Source organism: Tropicimonas isoalkanivorans (assembly GCF_900112335.1).
Lineage (GTDB): Bacteria > Pseudomonadota > Alphaproteobacteria > Rhodobacterales > Rhodobacteraceae > Tropicimonas > Tropicimonas isoalkanivorans.
The window spans coordinates 57,028-75,601 of sequence record NZ_FOLG01000006.1; the positions used below are offsets into that span (position 1 = coordinate 57,028).

Here is an 18,574-nt window from a genome sequence, read left to right on the forward strand (position 1 = left end):
GTCCGCCTCCGTCAGATCCCGCAGGCAGCGCCCATTTCGCGGCGGAACGCTCCCGTTCCCCGCATCGGCGCGGAGAATACCTGTTCCCCGCCGGCGCTCTGGAGCGTCAGGGTGCTGCCTTGCGCGAAGTCGCGGAGCATCCGGTCGCTTGCGGTCAGCCGGCCGACGAAGGTTCCCTCCGCCTCCACGAAGAACCCGTCCACCGGGTACTCGCCGGCTGAGCTGCCCGAAACGGAAATGCGCATCGTAAGACTGTCGGCCACGCCGTCTTCGTTTTTCATACCAGCGTGCGGCCCACCGCTGAGCACGAAAGACAGTGCAGATCCGGTATCTTCGGCGCATCCGATCGCCAGGGTCTTCTCATCTACCGTAATCAGCCCGCCCGCCCGTTGACCGTTCTCGACCACGGCGGAACTCCATTGTTGGGCGAGGGCCGGTGCCGCGCCGAGCAGAAGGATGGAGAGGCCCAATCGAAGGGGGGAGAGGCGTCGCATGGTATGGTCCGGTCCGAGTTGAGAATTCAGGTGCTCTGCTGTCCGTAACGTGCCGTCGGCTCCGTGTCGCTCGAAAAACGCAGGTGTTTCTGACACCAGACGGTGTGGGTGACGGTCATGCCGTCCCTCGGGAAGTGCGGCTTCGGGTAATACGTCGCCTCAGTCCAACTCCGTCCATGGCCACGGTTTCACTTCGCTGGCGGCGGTCTGATAGCGCGCTGCCTTTGCAATCCACACGCCCAGATCCGTCCCGAAATCGGCGAGACGCTCGTTCGGCTGGCGTTTATTCAGCAGCATGATGACGAACTGGACCACAGTTGCGAAGCCGAGGATCGTCTGCGCGATCCCGATCATGAAGTAGATCAGCACCATGTAGACCAGCCGCAGGAGCATCGGTTCCTCCGGGCCGGGGTCCGGCTGTGGGCCGTGGAGGCGCCCGTCGATGTCGTCGTTTTCCATTTTAGGCTCCGTCCCCTCTTTGCCGCGAGCTTAACGCCTGCGGCGGAACCTTCAACAGCATGCGCATGGCTGGTCGGAGGGAGACGGGCTCAGGCGAGAACCAGATCGTCGGCAAGGAGCCACCGGTCGCCCACGTCCTTCACCACCAGCACGTCATCGCCGAAATCGAAGACCACGTCGCCGTCCGCCTGCACAGTCGCGAAGGCGCGCACGACGCCTCGTGCGCCGAGGTCGCGAGTCCACAGCGCAGTGTCGAGTTCGATCCGGTCGACGTCGTCGGTGAAATCCGTCACCCGGTCGCGGCCGCTGCCTGACTGGAACACGAAGGTATCGCGGCCCTTGCCGCCCCTCAGCAGATCCGCGTGCTTCCCGCCGTTCAGCGTATCGTCGCCGGAATTGCCGTAGAGCCTGTCCTTTCCCCAACGGCCGGAGAGGGAGTCGTCGTCCGCTCTTCCCCATAGGGTGTTGTCGGCGCCATTGCCCACCAGCCGGTCTTGACCGCCGCCGCTACGTGCGTTCTCGATCTCCGTCCCTGGTGCGATGGCGAGGTTATTGCGGCCGCCGTCGACGCTGGAGAAGCTTCCCGCGCCAAGACGGATCACTTGCCGCGCATCGCTCATGGACATGTCCAGCGTGTCTTCGCCTCCACTGTCCACGAGGGTGAGCGACCATGTGGCGTCAAATTTCTCGAGCTGCCACCGCCCGGCTTTCAGGTTCGTGCCGACCCCATAGGTCGTGTCACCCTGCCGCACGTCGGAGGGCGCGCCATAGATGCTTTGGACGGCGAGAATATCGGCCAGTTGCGGCGTCAGGACCGTTTCGAACTTCGCCGCGACGTTCGGGTTCTGCCACGGTTCGAAATAGGACATGATCGAAACCTGGACGCTGTCACAATCAAAGATCGCGTCCTTCGCGAAGGTGGCCCAGTTGTTGTAGTCGCCCGCGTGGCCCAGCCCGAGCGCATGCCCAATCTCGTGGATGTAGGTCTGGAAGCTGTAGTCGTCGTATCCCGTTCCGTAGCTGCGTAGCCATTGCTGCGATATATTGATGTCGACCCCGATTGTGGAGCCCGAGGAAATCAGGAAGCGGTAGCTCGTCCAGGCGCCAGTTTCCCGGTCGTCAAACAAGATCATGGGCGTGCCGGACCTGTTCTCGACGAAGCGGACATCGGCAACGTTCTCCCAAGCGTGCAGAGCGGCCACCGCCAGCTTTTGCCCGGCGCTGGTCAGGTCACTGATGTCGTAGGTGATCGTCCGCCGGCCAGAGGACGCATCGCCAAAATCGTGCGGAACGGAGCCGCTGTCGATCCAGAATCCGGTTACGAGATACTGGGACAGGTCGGAATAATACGGTTTCATGTCACTGATTGACGGGGCCGCCGACGCCGCCCCGACTCGCCTTTTATGGTGTCAACGCCTGCAGTATGTCGCACGCGTCTGGCATCAGTGTGGCGAAATGGCCTATGGCGCGGGATCCGCAGCGAAGACGATGTCCATCGCGGCCTGCGTGCCACGGCTGAATTCCAGCGGGCAGGGGTAGGGGGTGCCGTTGCGAAGGCTGTCGCCGAAGGCCTCCACCTGAAGGACGTACTGGTTCAGGCCCGGCCAGCGTTCGGTGGTGATGGTGTCCCCGCGGTGAAGTTCGAGCTGCGCCTCGCCGCGCACGTTCGCATTGTAGGGATAGCCCAGCCGCAGCACGCCCTTTTCGCCATGAAAGACGATCTCCTGATAGGGTTCCAGGCGGATAGAGACGAGCATCGACATGGTAAAGGAGGGGAAGGTCAGCAGGCTCCGGGACGTCGTGTCGAACCCGCTCTCCCAGGTTGTCTGCGCGATTGCGGAGGTCGGTTCCTCCCCGGTCACGAAGCGCGTGCTTCCCAAGGGATAGACGCCGATGTCCCGCAACGCGCCGCCCCCGGTGCCGGCCTGGTTGCGGATGTTGCCCGGGTCGGAGTTGTTGAAGGAAAAGGCGCTTCGCACGTCGCGGAGCCGTCCGACGGCGCCGTCCGCGATCAACTCGCGGGTGCGTTGAAATTGCGGATGGTGGACAACCATATAGCCCTCCGCCGCGAGCAGCCCCGCCGCGTCGCGGGCGGCAATCAGCCGGTCGAAATCGGCGTCTTCAAGGGCGATCGGCTTTTCGCAGAGCACGGGTTTGCCGGCCTGCAGCGCCTTGATCGTCCATTCCACGTGGAGGTGGTTCGGAAGGGGAACGTAGACGGCGTCGATCTCCGGATCGGCAAGCAGGGCGTCGTAGCTGTCGTGCACACGAATGCCGGGAAACCGCTCTGCGAACCCGGCGGCCTTCTCAGGCGAGGATGTGGCAAGCGCGGTCAGCGCGGCCCCGCGGGCGGCATGTATTGCGGGTCCCATATGCTGTTTTGCGAAATTGGCTGCGCCAAGAATGCCCCACCGTACCGTTTCCATCACCGGTCTCCCTTTATGACTGCACGCAATTGCGACCGAGGCAGAGCCAACGGCGCGCAACACCATCAGGCAGCCCGGAGGTGTTGTCAAAGTGTGCCGCAAAGATTTCCTTCGCCCGTTTTTCTAAGGCTTCATCTGGCCACCGTGGCGTCCTGCACTGCCGAGGATTCGCAAGAAAATTCGATGAACCGAATATGTGCAATTGAGATTCATCAAATAATTATCTTCTGGTACCATGTTAGACTGCGTCGAACCGTCTGCACCGCAGCGATGGACGTGTGCGGCCGGTGGAAGCAGGCGGGGTTTCCCTCCGCCGGTCGTCCCGTGTCGGGAGGAGAGCAGAATGACGAAACCGACCAGAGAGAGCGCGCCGCGGACGGCGCCGGTCGCGACCACGCTGAAGGTCGTCTCCGACCCCCCGCGCAAACCCCGAGGCAAGGCCGGAGCGCGCACGCACGCCGCGCCGCCGAAGGTCGGTCGGCGGCGCTACGAGAACCTGGACCGGTCGATCCGTGCGAAAAACGCGGAGATGACGAACGGCATGTCGTTCTTTGCCTCCCAGGCGGCCTGGACCGACTGGAGCAAGCACTTGGCGATGGCGCCGGGGCGGCAGCAGGAACTGGCCGAACACGCGGCGGACAACCTGCGAAAGATGTGGCTAGGGATGATGGGGCTCCGCGGCGGGTTCGACGCCAGGCCCGGCGACAGCCGATTTGCACACACCGGGTGGGACTCGCCACCGTTCTCGTTCTGGAAACAAAGTTATTTGGCAGTAGAGGATTGGTGGGAGGCCGCAACGACCGAGGTCCGTGGGATGCGGCACAAGTCGAGCGAACGCGTTGCATTTCAGTCGCGGCAGATGCTCGACGCCTTCTCGCCGTCAAATTACCCGCTCACCAACCCCGAAGTGATTGCGAAAACGCTGGAGACCGGAGGAAAGAACCTGCTCGCCGGGGCGCGGAGTTTCGCGGAGGACGTGGCACAGGAGGTGTCCGGGGAGAAGCCGCCTATGCCCGAGGGGTTCGAGGTGGGCGGGAATATTGCCTGCACCCCGGGCGAGGTCGTATTTCGCAACGACCTGATGGAGTTGATCCAGTACACGCCCACCACCAAGACGGTTCAGGCTGAGCCGATCCTGATCGTGCCGGCCTGGATCATGAAATACTACATTCTCGATCTGAGCCCGCACAATTCGATGATCCGTTTCCTGGTCTCGCAGGGCTTCACCGTTTTCACGATTTCCTGGGTCAACCCGGACGCGAGCTACGCCGAATACGGGCTCGACGACTATCGCAGGCTCGGTGTGATGGCGGCGCTCGATGCCGTCTCGACCATCGTTCCGGGCCGGCAGGTGCACGCGTGCGGTTATTGCCTCGGTGGCACGATGCTTGCCATTGCGGCGGCGACAATGGCCCGAAACGGTGACGACCGGCTCGCAACTGTGACGCTCCTTGCAGCGCAGACCGACTTCACCGAGGCCGGGGAAATGATGATGTTCCTGGACGAAAGCCAGATTGCCTATCTCGAAGACATGATGTGGGATCAGGGCTATCTCGATCAGGACCAGATGGCCGGCGCGTTCCGGGCGCTACGGGCGGAGGAGTTGATCTGGTCGAAAAACGTTCGCCGATACCTGCTGGGTGAGCAAGAAGATGTGTTCGACATCAAGGTCTGGAATGCAGACGCGACGCGGATGCCATACCGGATGCATTCGGAATACCTGCGGGGCCTGTTCCTCGAGAACCGCCTGACTGGTGGCCGTTTCGCGGTGGAGGGGCGGCCGGTGGCACTGTCCGACATCAAGGCGCCGTTCTTCGTGGTCGGAACGGAAAAGGATCACATCGCGCCGTGGAAGTCGGTGTACAAGATCCGGCTGTTCAACGATGCCGAGCAGACCTTTGTGCTGACGGTTGGCGGGCACAATTCCGGCGTCGTCAGCGAACCCGGCCATCGGGGGCGGAGTTTTCGGATCGGCACCCGGGAACCCGACGCGTTCTACCAGGACCCGGATACCTGGCTTGCCGGTGCCGACAGCCGGGACGGCTCGTGGTGGCTCGCCTGGGCGGATTTCCTCCGCGCGAAGGGCACCGGGCAGGCGATGTCTCCGCCCGCGATGGGGGCACCCGACGAAGGATTGAAACCTCTCTGCGCCGCGCCGGGATCCTACGTTTACCAACGGTGACTCGAAGTGTTCAGGCGTCAGCGCACTGCCGGCGCCGCTCTTCGAGCGTCAGCCGCCCGAGCGCCAACCCCGGTTTGGCCGCGTGGGGAGGGCCGCTTCGGAAGACCAGTGGTCTCGCTTGAAATAGGAATTACCGTCCACCACCCAACTTGCAGGCGGCCATGCGAGGATCGCGACGAGGGCGACCAGTGCTACCGCTGCGAGCGCAAGGAGCGCTTCCCTACGGTGCCCTGTCGGATGGATCGGCGTTCCGGCCAGAAGGGTCCGGTAAACCCGCAGATGAAGCAGGAAATGCCAGGCGACGACCGCGACGAAGACGACCGCTGTCGCGATGTGCACTGCCTCCCACCCGGGGCGGCCCAGGCCGAGCAACGTCCAACCCACCTCGTACGCCATCCGTCCATTCGGCGCGACGTAGAGCATGATGCCGCTTACCAGCATCAGGACGAAGGTCAGGCTGACGCCGAAAGCGGCGAAGGCCCGTCCGGACAGCGGCGCATGTCGGCTGTGATCCGACGATGCGGTGTGAGCTGCCGTCTGCGTGATCGTACCCATGGTTCTCCCTCCCGATGGCGGGGGCGGCCGAAGGGGCTGGCGACCCCGTCCGCTGGTAGAACGCGCGCACGCTCGCGTTCCGTCGCCGTGAGGGGAAAATAGTCACCCGCTGCACCCTGCGTGCCGTTGAAGGTGACGGCCATGGAAAAAGCCCCGCGCCGGGAGGGCGCGGGGCTCGAATCTCATGCATGCGACTGCATTCAGGCTGCGGGAAGGACGCCCTTTTCGCGAGCAAGGTCCTTCATCCGCTTCTGCAGCTTCTCGAAGGCGCGTACCTCGATCTGGCGGATTCGCTCGCGGCTGACGTCGTAGACACCGCTCAATTCCTCCAGTGTCACCGCCGGCTCCGCCAGACGGCGTTGGGTGAGGATATCCTTTTCGCGGTCATTCAGCGCGTCCATCGCCTCCAGCAGCAAGTCGCGGCGCACCGACATCTCGTTGCTTTCGGCATATTGCTCCGCCTGGTCGGCACTTTCGTCCTCCAGCCAGTCCTGCCACTGCGTGGTGGTGTCGCCGTCGCTACCGACGGTGGCGTTAAGGGAGGCGTCGCCCCCCGATAGCCGCCGGTTCATCGAGATCACCTCGTCCTCCGTCACACCGAGATCGGTGGCGATCTTCGTGACGTTCTCCGGCCGCATGTCGCCCTCTTCCAGCGCGCCAATGCGGGATTTCGCCTTCCGCAGGTTGAAGAACAGCTTCTTCTGCGCCGAGGTCGTGCCAAGTTTCACAAGGCTCCAGGACCGCAGGATATACTCCTGGATCGCGGCCCTGATCCACCACATGGCATAGGTCGCCAACCGGAACCCCTTCTCCGGATCGAAGCGCTTCACCGCCTGCATCAGGCCAACGTTGGCCTCCGAGATGACTTCGGCTTGCGGCAGTCCGTAGCCCCGGTAGCCCATGGCGATCTTCGCGGCGAGGCGCAGGTGGCTCGTCACCATCTTGTGCGCAGCTTCCGCATCGCCGTGGTCCACCCACCGCTTAGCCAGCATGTATTCTTCTTCCGGCTCCAGCATTGGAAACTTGCGAATCTCCTGCAGGTACCGATTCAGCCCCTGTTCAGGAGACGGTGCGGGAAGCGTGGTATAGTTGCGCATACGGTCCCTCCGTGCCTGTCAGTATCTGTTACGCCTTCGGGCGCACATGTTCGATATGACATATATAAACTGAACTGTTCGGTTCAAGTACTGACGTGTCCGTGAGCGGCGCCGCACTCAGTGTAGTCACATGCCGGACCGCGCAAAAGCTCTCAAATCCCGCGCAATTTAGCGATTAGGGCATCCATGTCTTCGGGCAGCGGGCTTTCGAATGCGAGGCGCTCTCCGCTGACCGGATGGTCAAATCCGAGCGTGGCAGCATGCAGGGCTTGCCTGGGAAAGGCGTCCGCTTCTGAGGCGGCGGCAATCCCCAGGCTGCGGGTGGAGAGTTTGCGCCGCCCGCCGTAGACCGGATCGCCTATCAGCCCGTGCCCGGTATACGCCATGTGCACCCGGATCTGATGCGTGCGCCCGGTCTGCAATCGGCACTCCACCAGTGCGGCGCCCGGCGGATGGCCGAAGGGTTCCGCAACGCGCACACGAGTTACCGCGTGCCGCCCACCGGACCAGACAACCGCCTGCCGCTGCCGGTCATGGCGGTGTCGGTCAAGCGCGGTTTCAATCTTCAGCACCTCGGCGCTTTCCCAACTGACGCCCCGGAGGCCACGCAAGCGCGGGTCCGCCGGGTCTGGGCAACCGTGAACGACCGCAAGGTACCGTCGGTCGGCGGTGTGTGCCTCGAACTGTGAGGCCAGCCCGTGATGCGCGGCGTCGGTCTTGGCCACCACCAGCAGGCCGGAGGTATCTTTGTCGATCCGGTGGACGATCCCCGGCCGACGCGCCCCGCCGATGCCGGAGAGCGAGTCTCCGCAATGGTGGAGGAGTGCGTTGACCAGTGTGCCGGACGGACTGCCGGGAGCAGGGTGAACCACCATCCCGGCGGGTTTGTCGATCACGATCAGCGCTTCGTCTTCGTAAACCACTGCGAGCGGAATGGCTTCCGCCTGCGTTTCCACCTCCACCGCTTCGGGGACGAGGATTTCCACCATGTCGCCTGGGCAAACCTTCTGCTTGGCATCCTGCGCCGGGACGCCGGCAACGCGGACGTGGCCGTCTGCGATCAGTCGGGCTAGCCGCGACCGGCTCAGCGCCTCCTGTTCGGGGACGTCCCGCGCAAGCGCCTTGTCGAGGCGTTCGGGCCCCGCGGCGGTTATCTCGATCCGGAGCGTCCGGAGCGGCTCGGTCATGGTGGTGTTCCGGTGGTGCGACGTGTCCCGCCGGATACGCCGTCCATACCCATGACGCAAGCGCGGCACGACGGGCGCGATTGTGCCCTTCCACCACACGGCCGCGTGCCATATCAGCAATGCCAGAAGCTGGAGGCCCCATGGAACAGCCAGACCCGAGCTCCGCCGACGTCCGCAGCCTTCGCCTTTTGCGAGTGCTGGTCCTGATCCTGACCGGCAGCATGATCGTCGGCATGATCACCCTGATCGTGCTCTTCATCACACGTTTTCCGAATCTGGACAGCGAAGTGCCGGCGCCATTCCAAACGCTGCGCCTCCCTGAAAGCATAGCCCTGCCCGAAGGGGCCTCGCCGCTGGCGATCACCCAGGGGCCGGGGTGGTGGGCTGTGGTGACGGACGGCAACGACATCCTGATCTTCGATGCAGCCGACGGGACCTTGCGCCAGACTGTCGAGGTGGAGTGAACTACTGGCGATGTGGCCATAATTCCTGAGGAAAAGCCCTCGGGGCGGCTGCTTGACATGTTTTGATCACCTGATACCGCCAGATTGGCCGTGTCAGGAGCGCCAAACATGGCGTCGGAAAGGATGGAGTCGCAGTATGAACGACAGCAGTCACGAGGACGAACGCGGGGGGGCGCACGCGCCACTGGACGAGATGCACGGCGACTGGCTGGAGGCCGAACTCGAAGAGACGCTCGACGAGACCTTCGAGATGGAATTCAGCGAGCCGATGCTCAGTCAGGAGATCCGCAAGATCTACCGGACCGCGCATCCGGATTCGCTCGACCGCCGGGTGTATTTCCGAAACCTTCTCCGGCTGCAGGCGGAACTCATCAAGGTGCAGGACTGGGTAGAGCATACCGGTGCCAAGATCTGCATTCTGTTCGAAGGGCGGGATTCGGCCGGCAAGGGCGGGGTGATCAAGCGCATCACGCAACGCCTGAACCCGCGGGTTTGCCGTGTGGTGGCGCTCCCGGCGCCGAACCGCCGCCAGCAGAGCCAGTGGTATTTCCAGCGCTATGTCGAACATCTGCCGGCCGGCGGCGAGATCGTGCTGTTCGATAGGTCCTGGTACAACCGGGCAGGCGTGGAGCGGGTGATGGGCTTCGCCAATGAGGATCAAGTGGAGCAGTTCTTCCGGGACGTGCCGGAGTTCGAGCGGATGCTTGTGCGGAACGGGATCATCCTTCTGAAATACTGGTTCTCGATCACCGATGCCGAACAGCAGCTTCGCTTCCAGGTGCGCATCCACGACCCCATGAAGCAGTGGAAGCTTTCGCCGATGGACCTGCAGAGCCGCGTGCGGTGGGAGCAATACACCAAGGCGAAGGAAGACATGTTCGCGCGCACCAACATTCCCGAGGCGCCGTGGTACATCGTCGAGGGCAACGACAAGAAGCGCGAACGGCTGAACTGTATGGAGCACATCCTGACCAAGATCCCCTACGAGCCGGTGGAGAGCGAGAAGGTGGAGTTGCCGGAGCGCGTCTACAATCCGAACTACGAGCGCAAGGTTCTGCCGGACGAGTTGTACGTGCCGAAGATCTACTGACGCCGTGAGCGATGGGAACGCGCCCGGTGGGCGCGTGCCTCCGGCGGGGATATTTTTCGACACAAGAAGCGGTTGTATGTCGCCATGGATCGGTGAGGTCTTTTCATCGGCACGAGGGCCTGCAAGTCTCGCGCCGTTTCGTCCACCGACTCAGAGAGGCAATGCATGAGTCCGTTCGACCCGGGGCTTCCACTCATCCGTGACTGCGAAGAGCGCGACATGCCGGCGATACAGGCGATTTATTCCGATGCGGTGCTTACCGGTCAGGCGTCCTTCGAGCTGGAACCGCCATCGGTGGACGAGATGCGCAGTCGCTGGCAGGCCCGTGCAACCGTTGGGTATCCGTTCCTGGTGGCGGAGGCCGACGGGCAGATTTCAGGGTATGCGTATGCCGGGGCGTATCACGGACGTCCGGCCTATGCCTGGACCGTGGAGAACTCCATCTACATTCATCGCGATCATCGTGGCCGGCGGGTTGGGAAATTGTTGATGGAAGAGGTTATTCGACGCTGCGAAGGGGCCGGATATCGTCAGATGGTGGCGGTCATCGGCGATTCCGGTAATGCGGGTTCGATCGCGCTGCACCGGAGCCTCGGGTTCGTCCATGCGGGGACGTTGCGGTCGGTCGGGTGGAAGCACGGGCGCTGGCTGGATTCAGTACTCATGCAGCGCCCGCTGGGACCGGGCGACGCGACCGCGCCAACGGGGTAGGGTAACGCCGCACCGGGCGTGTCGGAACAGGGCGCGCCGGGTGCGGGCGGTCCGTCCGCCCGCATAAGTTGCGCTGCTTCAGAACGGTATTTCGTCGTCCATGTCGCTGCCGCCACCGCTAGAGGCGCCACCGCCGTAGCCGCCCTGCTGGCCCCCGCCATAGCCGCCGCGGTCCTCATAGCCGCCGCCCCCGCCACCGCTGTAGCCGCCGCCCTCGCCGCCGCCGCGACCGTCGAGCAGGGTCAGTTCGCCGCGGTAGGGGCGAAGAACCACTTCCGTCGTGTAGCGGTCCTGTCCGGACTGGTCTTGCCATTTGCGGGTTTCGAGTTGGCCCTCGATGTAGACCTTGGAGCCCTTGCGCAGGTACTGTTCGGCGATCCGGGCCAACGGTTCGGAGAAGATGGCGACCGAATGCCATTCGGTCCGCTCGCGCCGCTCGCCGGTGTTGCGGTCCTTCCAGTTTTCCGACGTCGCGATGCGCAGGTTGCACACCTTGCCGCCGTTCTGGAAGGTGCGCACCTCGGGGTCACGGCCGAGATTGCCCACCAGGATCACCTTGTTCACCGATCCCGCCATGCGCTGCTCCTTGTGTCTGCACGTATTGCCTGTTGCCGAACCGCACCGATTCCGGTGCGAAGCCAGACGCTACACCACCTTCGGTTCGTGAAAAACTGCCTAATTCCGCCGCAGGCCCCATCCCGCTCTGGCAAAAGCGGACGAGCTTCCTATACTGCCCGCCGAAGGAACGAGGGACAAAAGGCACAGCCGAATGGCCAAGCTGTACGGTGCGATTGGAATCGCGGCCATCCTTGCGGTGGGCATGACGGCAGCCGCTGGTGCGCCTGCCTTTGCGGAATCGACGGTTTCGTCGAAGTCGAGGGCCCGGCTCTTTTCATCGCAGACCAAACTCCTCGATAGCCGCGCCGCCACCCAGTATTCCAATTCCATCCGGTACCAGCCGCCGAGTGCCAAGAAAGGTGCCAGTGCCGCGAATGTGCCGGGATACCGAGGCCGTTACGCGGGCGAATACCTTGCCGTCGCCAAGTCCGCCGCGCGCAAGCATGGTGTGCCGGAAGATCTGTTCCTGCGGCTGGTCCAGCAGGAGAGCAACTGGCGGGTCAGCGCCAAGTCCCACAAGGGGGCGATCGGGCTGGCGCAGTTGATGCCGGGGACCGCGGCGAAGCTGGGGGTCAATCCCCATGATCCGCGTCAGAACCTCGAGGGCGGCGCACGATACTTGCGGATGATGTACGATCGGTACGGAAACTGGCGCCTCGCGCTGGCGGCCTACAACGCGGGGCCGGGGGCAGTGGACAAGTATGGCGGCATTCCGCCCTACCAGGAAACTGCCCATTACGTCAGCAAGATCTGGGGCAGTTGATCCTGCGGCAGTGTGTCCGATAAAAAGACTCGGAAATTCACGGTACGCATTTCCTGACATGTTCGCGTGACATTGGGCGATCAGGATGCGCGCGACCGAAGGATGCCCGGAGACTCAGACCTTGCCGCTCGCGTACCTTACCCGCATTGCCGTCGGCAGTTTGGCCGGAATGGCGGCCGCCGCGATTGCCCATGCCGAGCCTCTCTATCCGACGCCCGAAGACCTCGGTGAGGCGCTCTTCTTCGACAGTAGCCTGTCGATGAACCGAACGCAGGCTTGCGCGACCTGCCACGATCCCGCCCACGCTTTTGTCGACCCGCGCGAAACGGAAGCGGGTCGTTCGGCATCGCTGGGCGATGATGGCGTATCCCTCGGGGACCGGAACACGCCCACGGCGGCCTATGCGATGTTCTCGCCGGAGTTTCACCACGATCCGGAGACGGGCTTGTGGAAGGGCGGGCAGTTTTTGGACGGGCGCGAGATTTCGCTGGAGGGCCAGGCCGGTGGGCCGCCGCTCAATCCGATCGAGATGGGGATGCCGGATGCTGACAGCGTGGTGCGGCGACTTCAGGAAAATCCAGACTACGTGGCCGCCATGAAGGCCTTCTACGGCGACGGTGTCTTCGATCAGCCGCTGGTGGCCTACGAGGCGATGGCCCGCGCCATTGCGGCCTTCGAACGGACGGACGTCTTCGCGCCCTTCGACAGCAAGTACGACCGGTACCTGCGGGGGGAGTACACGATGACCGAGGAGGAGGAGTTGGGGCGCGTGCTGTTCTTTTCGGAGCAGTTCACCAACTGCAACCGCTGCCACCAGCTTCGCCGCAGCCCCATTGATCCGAAGGAAACATTTTCAAATTATGCCTTCCACAATATCGGTGTGCCGCGGAATGCCCGGCTGCGCGGTGTGAACGGCGTGGGGGACGACGGCCAAGACACCGGCTTGCTCCTGAACCCCGGCGTGGATGACCCGGCTCAGGCCGGCAGGTTCAAGGTGCCGACGTTGCGCAATGTTGCCGTGACCGGTCCCTACATGCACAACGGCGTCTTCGAGGATCTGCGCACGGCGGTTCTGTTCTACGACAAGTACAACTCGCGGAACCCGGCGCGTCAGATCAACCCCGAAACCGGGCAGCCTTGGGGACCGCCGGAGGTGGACGGAACCTTGTCGATGGAAGAGCTCGAGGCCTCCCCGGCGCTGGACGATCAGCGCATAGATGCCATCGTCGCCTTTCTGAAGACGCTGACCGATGCACGGTATGAACATCTGCTGGACGAGTAGGCGCAGAGTGAAGTCCCGGACGCGGGCTTAGCCAGAGTCCATCGCGATTGAGTGCCACGCTTTCATGCGCGCCCGGAACCAGGTGCGCTGGCGTTTCGCGTATTGACGCGTGGCGATCTTCGCTGCCTCCCGAGCGTCCTCAAGGGTAAGTTCGCCGCGCAAGTGGGCCATCAGCTCTGGCGCGCCAATGGCGCGGGAGGAGGGCAGGGTGGGATCCCAGCCTTCGAGATTGGCCGCAGCTTCATCCAGGGCGCCAGCCGCCAGCATCCTGTCGAACCGCCGCGCGATCCGCGGCGACAGCCAGTCCTTCGGCGCATCCAGCACGAACGCCTGCGTCTCGTCGAGCGGCAACAGCGGCGGCGGTGTCCTGTCCTGCCAGTCGGCCAGCCCGCGACCCGTCGCCGCCAGAACCTCCCATGCGCGCTGAACGCGGGCGGGGTTGGCGGTGTCGATCCGGGCGCGGGTGGGGGCATCGAGCGCGGCGAGCCGCGTCGCATGGTCCTGCGCATCCGCATCCCGGCGAATCTCCGCCGGTATCGGCGGGATCTCAACCAGACCCTCCGTCAGCGCTGTGAAATAGAGCCCCGTCCCGCCGACGACGATTGGGCGCTCACTGCCCGACAGCAAGCCCGCGACGTCCCGCAGCCAGTGCCCGACGGAATAGCACACCTCCCGCCCGACATGCCCGTAGAGCATGTGGGGCGCCTGCATTTCTTCCTCGGGTGTCGGTCGCGCGGTGAGCACCCGCCAGTTGGAATAAACCTGTAGGGCATCGGCGTTGACGATCACACCGCCCTGCGCCGACGCGATCTCCAGCGCGAGTGCCGATTTGCCGCTGGCCGTGGGGCCGGCGATCAGGACTGGGCGGTCCCGGTCGATGTCGGGCAGGGCTGCCACCACCGCTCTCCGTCTTAGCTGTTGATGCCGGCGCCGTTTTCCGACAGGAAGGCGCCGAACGAGATCAGGGGGATTGTGATATGTTGCAAGCGACCGAGGATCAACCGACGCCGGCCTATCGCCGTGTCCTCCTGAAAATCTCCGGCGAGGCGTTGATGGGCGACCAAGGCTACGGCCTGCACCCGCCCACCGTCCAACGCATCGCCCAGGAGGTCAAATCCGTTCAGGACATGGGCGTCGAGATCTGCATGGTGATCGGCGGCGGCAACATCTTCCGGGGGCTGCAAGGCTCCGCACAAGGGATGGAACGGACGACCGCCGACTACATGGGCATGCTCGCCACGGTCATGAACGCCCTAGCGATGCAGTCCGCGCTCGAAGGCATCGGCGTCTATACCCGGGTGATATCGGCGATCCGGATGGACGAGGTCTGCGAGCCCTACATCCGCCGCCGCGCCGTCCGCCACCTGGAAAAGGGACGTGTCTGCATCTTCGCCGCCGGCACGGGAAATCCGTATTTCACGACGGATACGGCCGCGACACTGAGGGCCAATGAAATGGCCTGCGAGGCGATCTTCAAGGGAACGAAGGTGGATGGTGTTTACGACAAGGACCCGGTGAAATTTGCCGACGCCGTCCGCTACGACACCGTCACCTACGACGACTGCCTCGCCAAACACCTGAAGGTCATGGACGCATCGGCGATTGCCCTGGCGCGTGACAACAACCTTCCGATTATCGTTTTCTCTCTCGACGAGCCCGGCGGCTTCCGCGGCGTCCTCGCCGGCCAGGGCACCTATACCCGCGTTCACCACTGAGAGGCCGAGGGCCACGTGGCCGGCCATCATATTGCCCGACAATGTTCGCGCTTTCTGCACGATCGGCGGTTATCCAAGGTATTGTCCGCAAGCCTGCCGGAGGTTGCCGACGGGGTAGTCGCTGCCGGAATGGCCGCTATACATTCGACTGCCCCGAGGGTAGAACCGAGCAGAACGAACGAGATGCTTGCAAGGGAACAGGCACATGTCAGCAGACTACGAAGACCCGGACATTGACGATCTCAAGCACCGCATGGCCGGCGCCTTGAAGGCTTTGAAAAACGAATTTCTGTCGCTTCGCACGGGGCGCGCGTCCGCCTCCATGCTCGATCCGATCCAGGTCGACGCCTATGGCGCGATGACGCCCATCAACCAGATCGGCACCGTGAACGTTCCCGAGCCGCGCATGATCACCCTGAATATCTGGGACAAGTCGATGGTATCGAAGGCCGAGAAGGCGCTTCGCGAAAGCGGTCTGGGGATCAACCCGGTCGTAGACGGCACGATCATCCGCCTGCCCATTCCCGAACTGAACGAGGAACGGCGGCGCGAGTTGACCAAGGTCGCCGCGCATTATGCCGAAAACGCGCGTGTCGCTATCCGCAACGTCCGCCAGGACGGGATGCATCAGCTCAAGAAGGCCAAGGGCGATGGCATGCCGGAAGACGATCAGAAGATCTGGCAGGACGAAATCCAGGAGCTGACCGACAAGCACATCAAGATCGTCGATGCGGCTTTGGAGCACAAACAGGAAGAGATCATGCAGGTTTGACCTGCCCCGCCGCGCCCCTATGGACCCAACACACGGAACCCGCCACCCATGACCCCAGCCCAACGACGCCCGGCCCCGGACCACGTGGCGATCATCATGGATGGCAACGGCCGATGGGCGACCGCGCGAGGGCGGCCACGGCTTTTTGGTCACCAGGCCGGCGCGCGGCGGGTGAGCGAAATCGTGGAGGCGTGTCCCGACCTGGGCGTGCAATACCTGACGATCTTTGCCTTCTCGACCGAGAATTGGAGGCGCACGCAGGCCGAGGTATCCGGCCTGATGACGCTGTTCCGCCGTTACATCATCAAGGAGGCGCAGCGCCTTCTGGCGAAAGGCGTTCGGGTGCGGTTCATCGGTGACCGGGACATGCTCGACCCGAAACTCGTTCAATTGATGGATGACCTCGAGGCGCTGACCGTCGCCAACGACAACGTGCACCTGACCATCGCGCTGAACTACGGTGGGCGCGATGAGGTAACGCGCGCGACCCGGCGCCTCGCCAAGGAAGTCGCTGCAGGCCGGATCGATCCCGAACAGGTCGATGCCGAAACGCTCGGGCGGTTCCTCGACACCCACACGCTGCCCGATCCGGACCTCGTGATTCGGACCAGCGGCGAGGCGCGGATCTCCAACTTCCTGCTCTGGCAGTCGGCCTATGCCGAATACGAGTTCGTGGACACGCTCTGGCCCGACTTCGGCGCCGAAGACTTTGCGCGGATCCTGGCGAAGTTCGGACAGCGGGAGCGGCGGTTCGGAGCAGTCCTTGCCTGAAGACCCCGAAAGCCCGCAAACGCCTGTTACCCCTCGTTGGCAGGATCTGAGTACCCGGACGTGGACCGGCCTTGCCATGGTATCGGTCGGAATCGTGGCGATTGCTCTGGGCGGTGTTTGGTTCCAGATGCTGGCCGTTTTCGTGACGGCGGTGATGATCTGGGAACTTGCGCGCATGATCCAACCGGCGTGGGACGTGGGGGCAATGTTGCTCGCGGCCTTCTCGGCATCGGTCATTTCGGGACTTTTGGCTTTAAATCCAGACTGGCATCTGGCGCTGCTTCTGGCCCCCGCGGCCGTTGGGGCGGCGATGATGCAGCGGGAGCGGCTCACCTTTTTCCTCTTTGCACTCGCGATTGCGGTGGCGGGTTGGGGGCTGGTTGTGGCGCGGGAAAACTACGGAGTGACTTGGCTGTTCTGGCTGGTGATCGTCGTGGTCGTCACCGACGTTGCGGGATACTTCGCGGGACGCCGGCTTGGCGGGCCGAAATTCTGGCCGCGTGTCAGCCCCAAGAAAACGTGGTCCGGCACGGTGGCGGGCTGGCTTGGGGCAGGGGTGGTCGGCGCGCTCTTCCTGACTTTCACCGACTCGGGGTGGGACCTGATCTGGATTTCAATGATCCTGTCGATGGCCTCGCAGATGGGTGATATCGCCGAAAGTGCGCTGAAGCGTCGGATGGGGGTAAAGGACAGCTCCGCCCTGATCCCCGGCCATGGAGGGCTGTTCGACAGGTTCGACGGGCTGTTAGGCGCGTCGCTTTTTACCCTCCTCTTGGCGCTGATTGTCGATGTTCCGGAGATAGGGTTATGAAAAGGGTCTCAATCCTCGGGGCAACCGGATCGATTGGCGAGAATACCGTCGACCTGATCGCGCGGGCTCCGGAGGAGCACAAGGTGGTGGCCCTGACGGGAGGCCGCAATGTCGTCCGGCTCGCCGAGCAGGCGATCGCGCTGAACGCGGAACTCGCCGTGACATGTTATCCCGAGTTGAAACAGCAACTTGCGGACCGTCTTTCAGGCACTGGCATAGAGGTTGCCGCGGGCAGCGAGGCGCTGCTGGACGCTGCGGCGCGGCCGGCGGACTGGGTGATGTCTGCCATCGTGGGGGCCGCAGGTTTGCCGCCAGGGCTTGTGGCTTTGAAACAGGGCGCAACCCTTGCGTTGGCCAACAAGGAGTCGCTCGTCTGCGCCGGCGCCCTGCTGAAGGAAACGGCAGCGGCCCATGGCGCGACCCTCCTGCCGGTGGACAGCGAGCACAGCGCCGTCGCACAAGCGCTTGTCGGAGAAGACATTTCCGCCGTTGAGCGCGTCATCATCACGGCCTCGGGCGGGGCGTTTCGAGACTGGCCGCTTGAGCGGCTCGCGGAGGCGACGCCGGAGCAGGCTAGCAAGCACCCGAATTGGGACATGGGACAGCGGATCACGGTGGATTCCGCATCGATGTTCAACAAGGCGTTGGAAGTCATTGAAACACATGAATACTTCGGGTTCTCTCCGTCCCAGATCGAAGTGATCGTCCATCCCCAGTCTTTGATCCACGCCCTCGTTGGCTTCCATGACGGCGCGCTGATGGCGCACGTCGGTCCGCCAGATATGCGTCACGCCATTGGCTATGCGCTATACTACCCGGAGCGGCGCGCGCTGCCCGTTGAACGGCTTGACCTGGTGAAGATCGGGCAATTGGACTTTCGGGCCCCATGCGAGCGCCGCTGGCCGGCGTTGCGGCTTGCCCGCGAGGTGATGGCGATGGGCGGATTGGCTGGTGCGGCCTTCAATGCGGCCAAGGAACAGGCGTTGGACGCGTTTCTGGCACGACAGATCCGATTCACGGACATGGCCACCGTCGTCGAGGAGACTTTGGAGGCCCTAGAGCGCGATGGCGCCCTGAAATGTGACCGGATGCGCCTTGATGATGTCATGGAAACAGACCATCTGGCACGCAAGCGCGCGGTCGAAGCCGCGTCACTGATCGCAACGGACGCCTGAGG

Annotated in this window: 20 protein-coding genes; 11 read left to right on the plus strand and 9 right to left on the minus strand. The window is 63.6% G+C overall.

Going from position 1 to position 18,574, the window contains the following annotated elements; translation table 11 throughout:
* Nucleotides 1-11 precede the first annotated feature (11 nt).
* From BM075_RS11710 to BM075_RS11725, 4 genes are all read right to left on the minus strand, one after another.
* Complete coding sequence (locus BM075_RS11710) at nucleotides 12-494, minus strand: hypothetical protein (RefSeq protein ID WP_143089865.1); 483 nt, start codon at nucleotides 492-494, stop codon at nucleotides 12-14.
* A 159-nt stretch (nucleotides 495-653) separates the two neighbouring features.
* The gene (locus BM075_RS11715) at nucleotides 654-953 is read right to left on the minus strand and encodes a DUF4389 domain-containing protein (protein ID WP_093360873.1); all 300 of its coding nucleotides are present in this window, start codon (nucleotides 951-953) and stop codon (nucleotides 654-656) included.
* 89 nt (nucleotides 954-1,042) lie between these two features.
* Complete coding sequence (locus BM075_RS11720; RefSeq protein WP_093360874.1) at nucleotides 1,043-2,311, minus strand: M10 family metallopeptidase; 1,269 nt, start codon at nucleotides 2,309-2,311, stop codon at nucleotides 1,043-1,045.
* A gap of 102 nt (nucleotides 2,312-2,413) precedes the next feature.
* Nucleotides 2,414-3,379, minus strand: a complete 966-nt coding sequence (locus BM075_RS11725; RefSeq protein ID WP_177208321.1) for a Gfo/Idh/MocA family protein — start codon at nucleotides 3,377-3,379, stop codon at nucleotides 2,414-2,416.
* Nucleotides 3,380-3,722: 343 nt separating this feature from the next.
* Between BM075_RS11725 and BM075_RS11730 the strand changes: the two genes are divergently transcribed.
* Nucleotides 3,723-5,561 (plus strand): PHA/PHB synthase family protein, encoded by a 1,839-nt coding sequence (locus BM075_RS11730; protein WP_177208322.1) that lies wholly within the window; start codon nucleotides 3,723-3,725, stop codon nucleotides 5,559-5,561.
* A 48-nt stretch (nucleotides 5,562-5,609) separates the two neighbouring features.
* Here the strand turns inward: BM075_RS11730 and BM075_RS11735 are convergent, their stop codons facing one another.
* The 3 genes from BM075_RS11735 to BM075_RS11745 all read right to left on the minus strand — a co-directional run bounded on the left by BM075_RS11735 (nucleotide 5,610) and on the right by BM075_RS11745 (nucleotide 8,400).
* On the minus strand, nucleotides 5,610-6,116 hold the full coding sequence (locus BM075_RS11735) for a DUF4405 domain-containing protein (protein WP_093360877.1): 507 nt from the start codon (nucleotides 6,114-6,116) through the stop codon (nucleotides 5,610-5,612).
* Nucleotides 6,117-6,316: 200 nt separating this feature from the next.
* Entirely contained in the window at nucleotides 6,317-7,213 is an 897-nt protein-coding gene (gene rpoH / locus BM075_RS11740) for an RNA polymerase sigma factor RpoH (protein ID WP_093360878.1), read from the minus strand.
* 152 nt (nucleotides 7,214-7,365) lie between these two features.
* A complete protein-coding gene (locus BM075_RS11745; RefSeq protein WP_093360879.1) occupies nucleotides 7,366-8,400 on the minus strand; it encodes an RluA family pseudouridine synthase in 1,035 nt (344 codons plus the stop codon).
* 140 nt (nucleotides 8,401-8,540) lie between these two features.
* Here BM075_RS11745 and BM075_RS11750 point away from each other — a divergent pair, with 140 nt between their 5' ends.
* From BM075_RS11750 to BM075_RS11760, 3 genes are all read left to right on the plus strand, one after another.
* The gene (locus BM075_RS11750; protein WP_093360880.1) at nucleotides 8,541-8,864 is read left to right on the plus strand and encodes a DUF6476 family protein; all 324 of its coding nucleotides are present in this window, start codon (nucleotides 8,541-8,543) and stop codon (nucleotides 8,862-8,864) included.
* 193 nt (nucleotides 8,865-9,057) lie between these two features.
* Nucleotides 9,058-9,954, plus strand: a complete 897-nt coding sequence (gene ppk2 / locus BM075_RS11755) for a polyphosphate kinase 2 (RefSeq protein WP_093361003.1) — start codon at nucleotides 9,058-9,060, stop codon at nucleotides 9,952-9,954.
* Between the two features lie 165 nt (nucleotides 9,955-10,119).
* The gene (locus BM075_RS11760; protein WP_093360881.1) at nucleotides 10,120-10,665 is read left to right on the plus strand and encodes a GNAT family N-acetyltransferase; all 546 of its coding nucleotides are present in this window, start codon (nucleotides 10,120-10,122) and stop codon (nucleotides 10,663-10,665) included.
* Nucleotides 10,666-10,743: 78 nt separating this feature from the next.
* Here the strand turns inward: BM075_RS11760 and ssb are convergent, their stop codons facing one another.
* On the minus strand, nucleotides 10,744-11,241 hold the full coding sequence (ssb, locus tag BM075_RS11765; protein WP_093360882.1) for a single-stranded DNA-binding protein: 498 nt from the start codon (nucleotides 11,239-11,241) through the stop codon (nucleotides 10,744-10,746).
* A 193-nt stretch (nucleotides 11,242-11,434) separates the two neighbouring features.
* Here ssb and BM075_RS11770 point away from each other — a divergent pair, with 193 nt between their 5' ends.
* Both BM075_RS11770 and BM075_RS11775 read left to right on the plus strand, forming a co-directional pair.
* Nucleotides 11,435-12,046 carry a lytic transglycosylase domain-containing protein gene (locus tag BM075_RS11770; protein WP_093360883.1) on the plus strand — a complete coding sequence of 204 codons (612 nt, stop codon included), beginning with the start codon at nucleotides 11,435-11,437 and terminating at the stop codon, nucleotides 12,044-12,046.
* 85 nt (nucleotides 12,047-12,131) lie between these two features.
* Entirely contained in the window at nucleotides 12,132-13,328 is a 1,197-nt protein-coding gene (locus BM075_RS11775) for a cytochrome-c peroxidase (protein ID WP_245758827.1), read from the plus strand.
* A 27-nt stretch (nucleotides 13,329-13,355) separates the two neighbouring features.
* Here the strand turns inward: BM075_RS11775 and miaA are convergent, their stop codons facing one another.
* Entirely contained in the window at nucleotides 13,356-14,225 is an 870-nt protein-coding gene (gene miaA, locus BM075_RS11780; RefSeq protein WP_093360884.1) for a tRNA (adenosine(37)-N6)-dimethylallyltransferase MiaA, read from the minus strand.
* An 80-nt stretch (nucleotides 14,226-14,305) separates the two neighbouring features.
* On the opposite strand from miaA, the gene pyrH reads away from it, so the two are divergent.
* From pyrH to dxr, 5 genes are all read left to right on the plus strand, one after another.
* A complete protein-coding gene (gene pyrH / locus BM075_RS11785; protein WP_093360885.1) occupies nucleotides 14,306-15,043 on the plus strand; it encodes a UMP kinase in 738 nt (245 codons plus the stop codon).
* 205 nt (nucleotides 15,044-15,248) lie between these two features.
* The gene (gene frr / locus BM075_RS11790; RefSeq protein ID WP_093360886.1) at nucleotides 15,249-15,815 is read left to right on the plus strand and encodes a ribosome recycling factor; all 567 of its coding nucleotides are present in this window, start codon (nucleotides 15,249-15,251) and stop codon (nucleotides 15,813-15,815) included.
* Nucleotides 15,816-15,863: 48 nt separating this feature from the next.
* Nucleotides 15,864-16,586, plus strand: coding sequence for a polyprenyl diphosphate synthase (uppS, locus tag BM075_RS11795; protein ID WP_093360887.1), 723 nt, complete (start codon nucleotides 15,864-15,866; stop codon nucleotides 16,584-16,586).
* Nucleotides 16,579-17,397 carry a phosphatidate cytidylyltransferase gene (locus tag BM075_RS11800; RefSeq protein ID WP_425445192.1) on the plus strand — a complete coding sequence of 273 codons (819 nt, stop codon included), beginning with the start codon at nucleotides 16,579-16,581 and terminating at the stop codon, nucleotides 17,395-17,397. Before uppS ends, BM075_RS11800 begins: the two co-directional genes overlap by 8 nt.
* A complete protein-coding gene (dxr, locus tag BM075_RS11805; RefSeq protein ID WP_093360889.1) occupies nucleotides 17,394-18,572 on the plus strand; it encodes a 1-deoxy-D-xylulose-5-phosphate reductoisomerase in 1,179 nt (392 codons plus the stop codon). Before BM075_RS11800 ends, dxr begins: the two co-directional genes overlap by 4 nt.
* Nucleotides 18,573-18,574 lie beyond the last annotated feature (2 nt).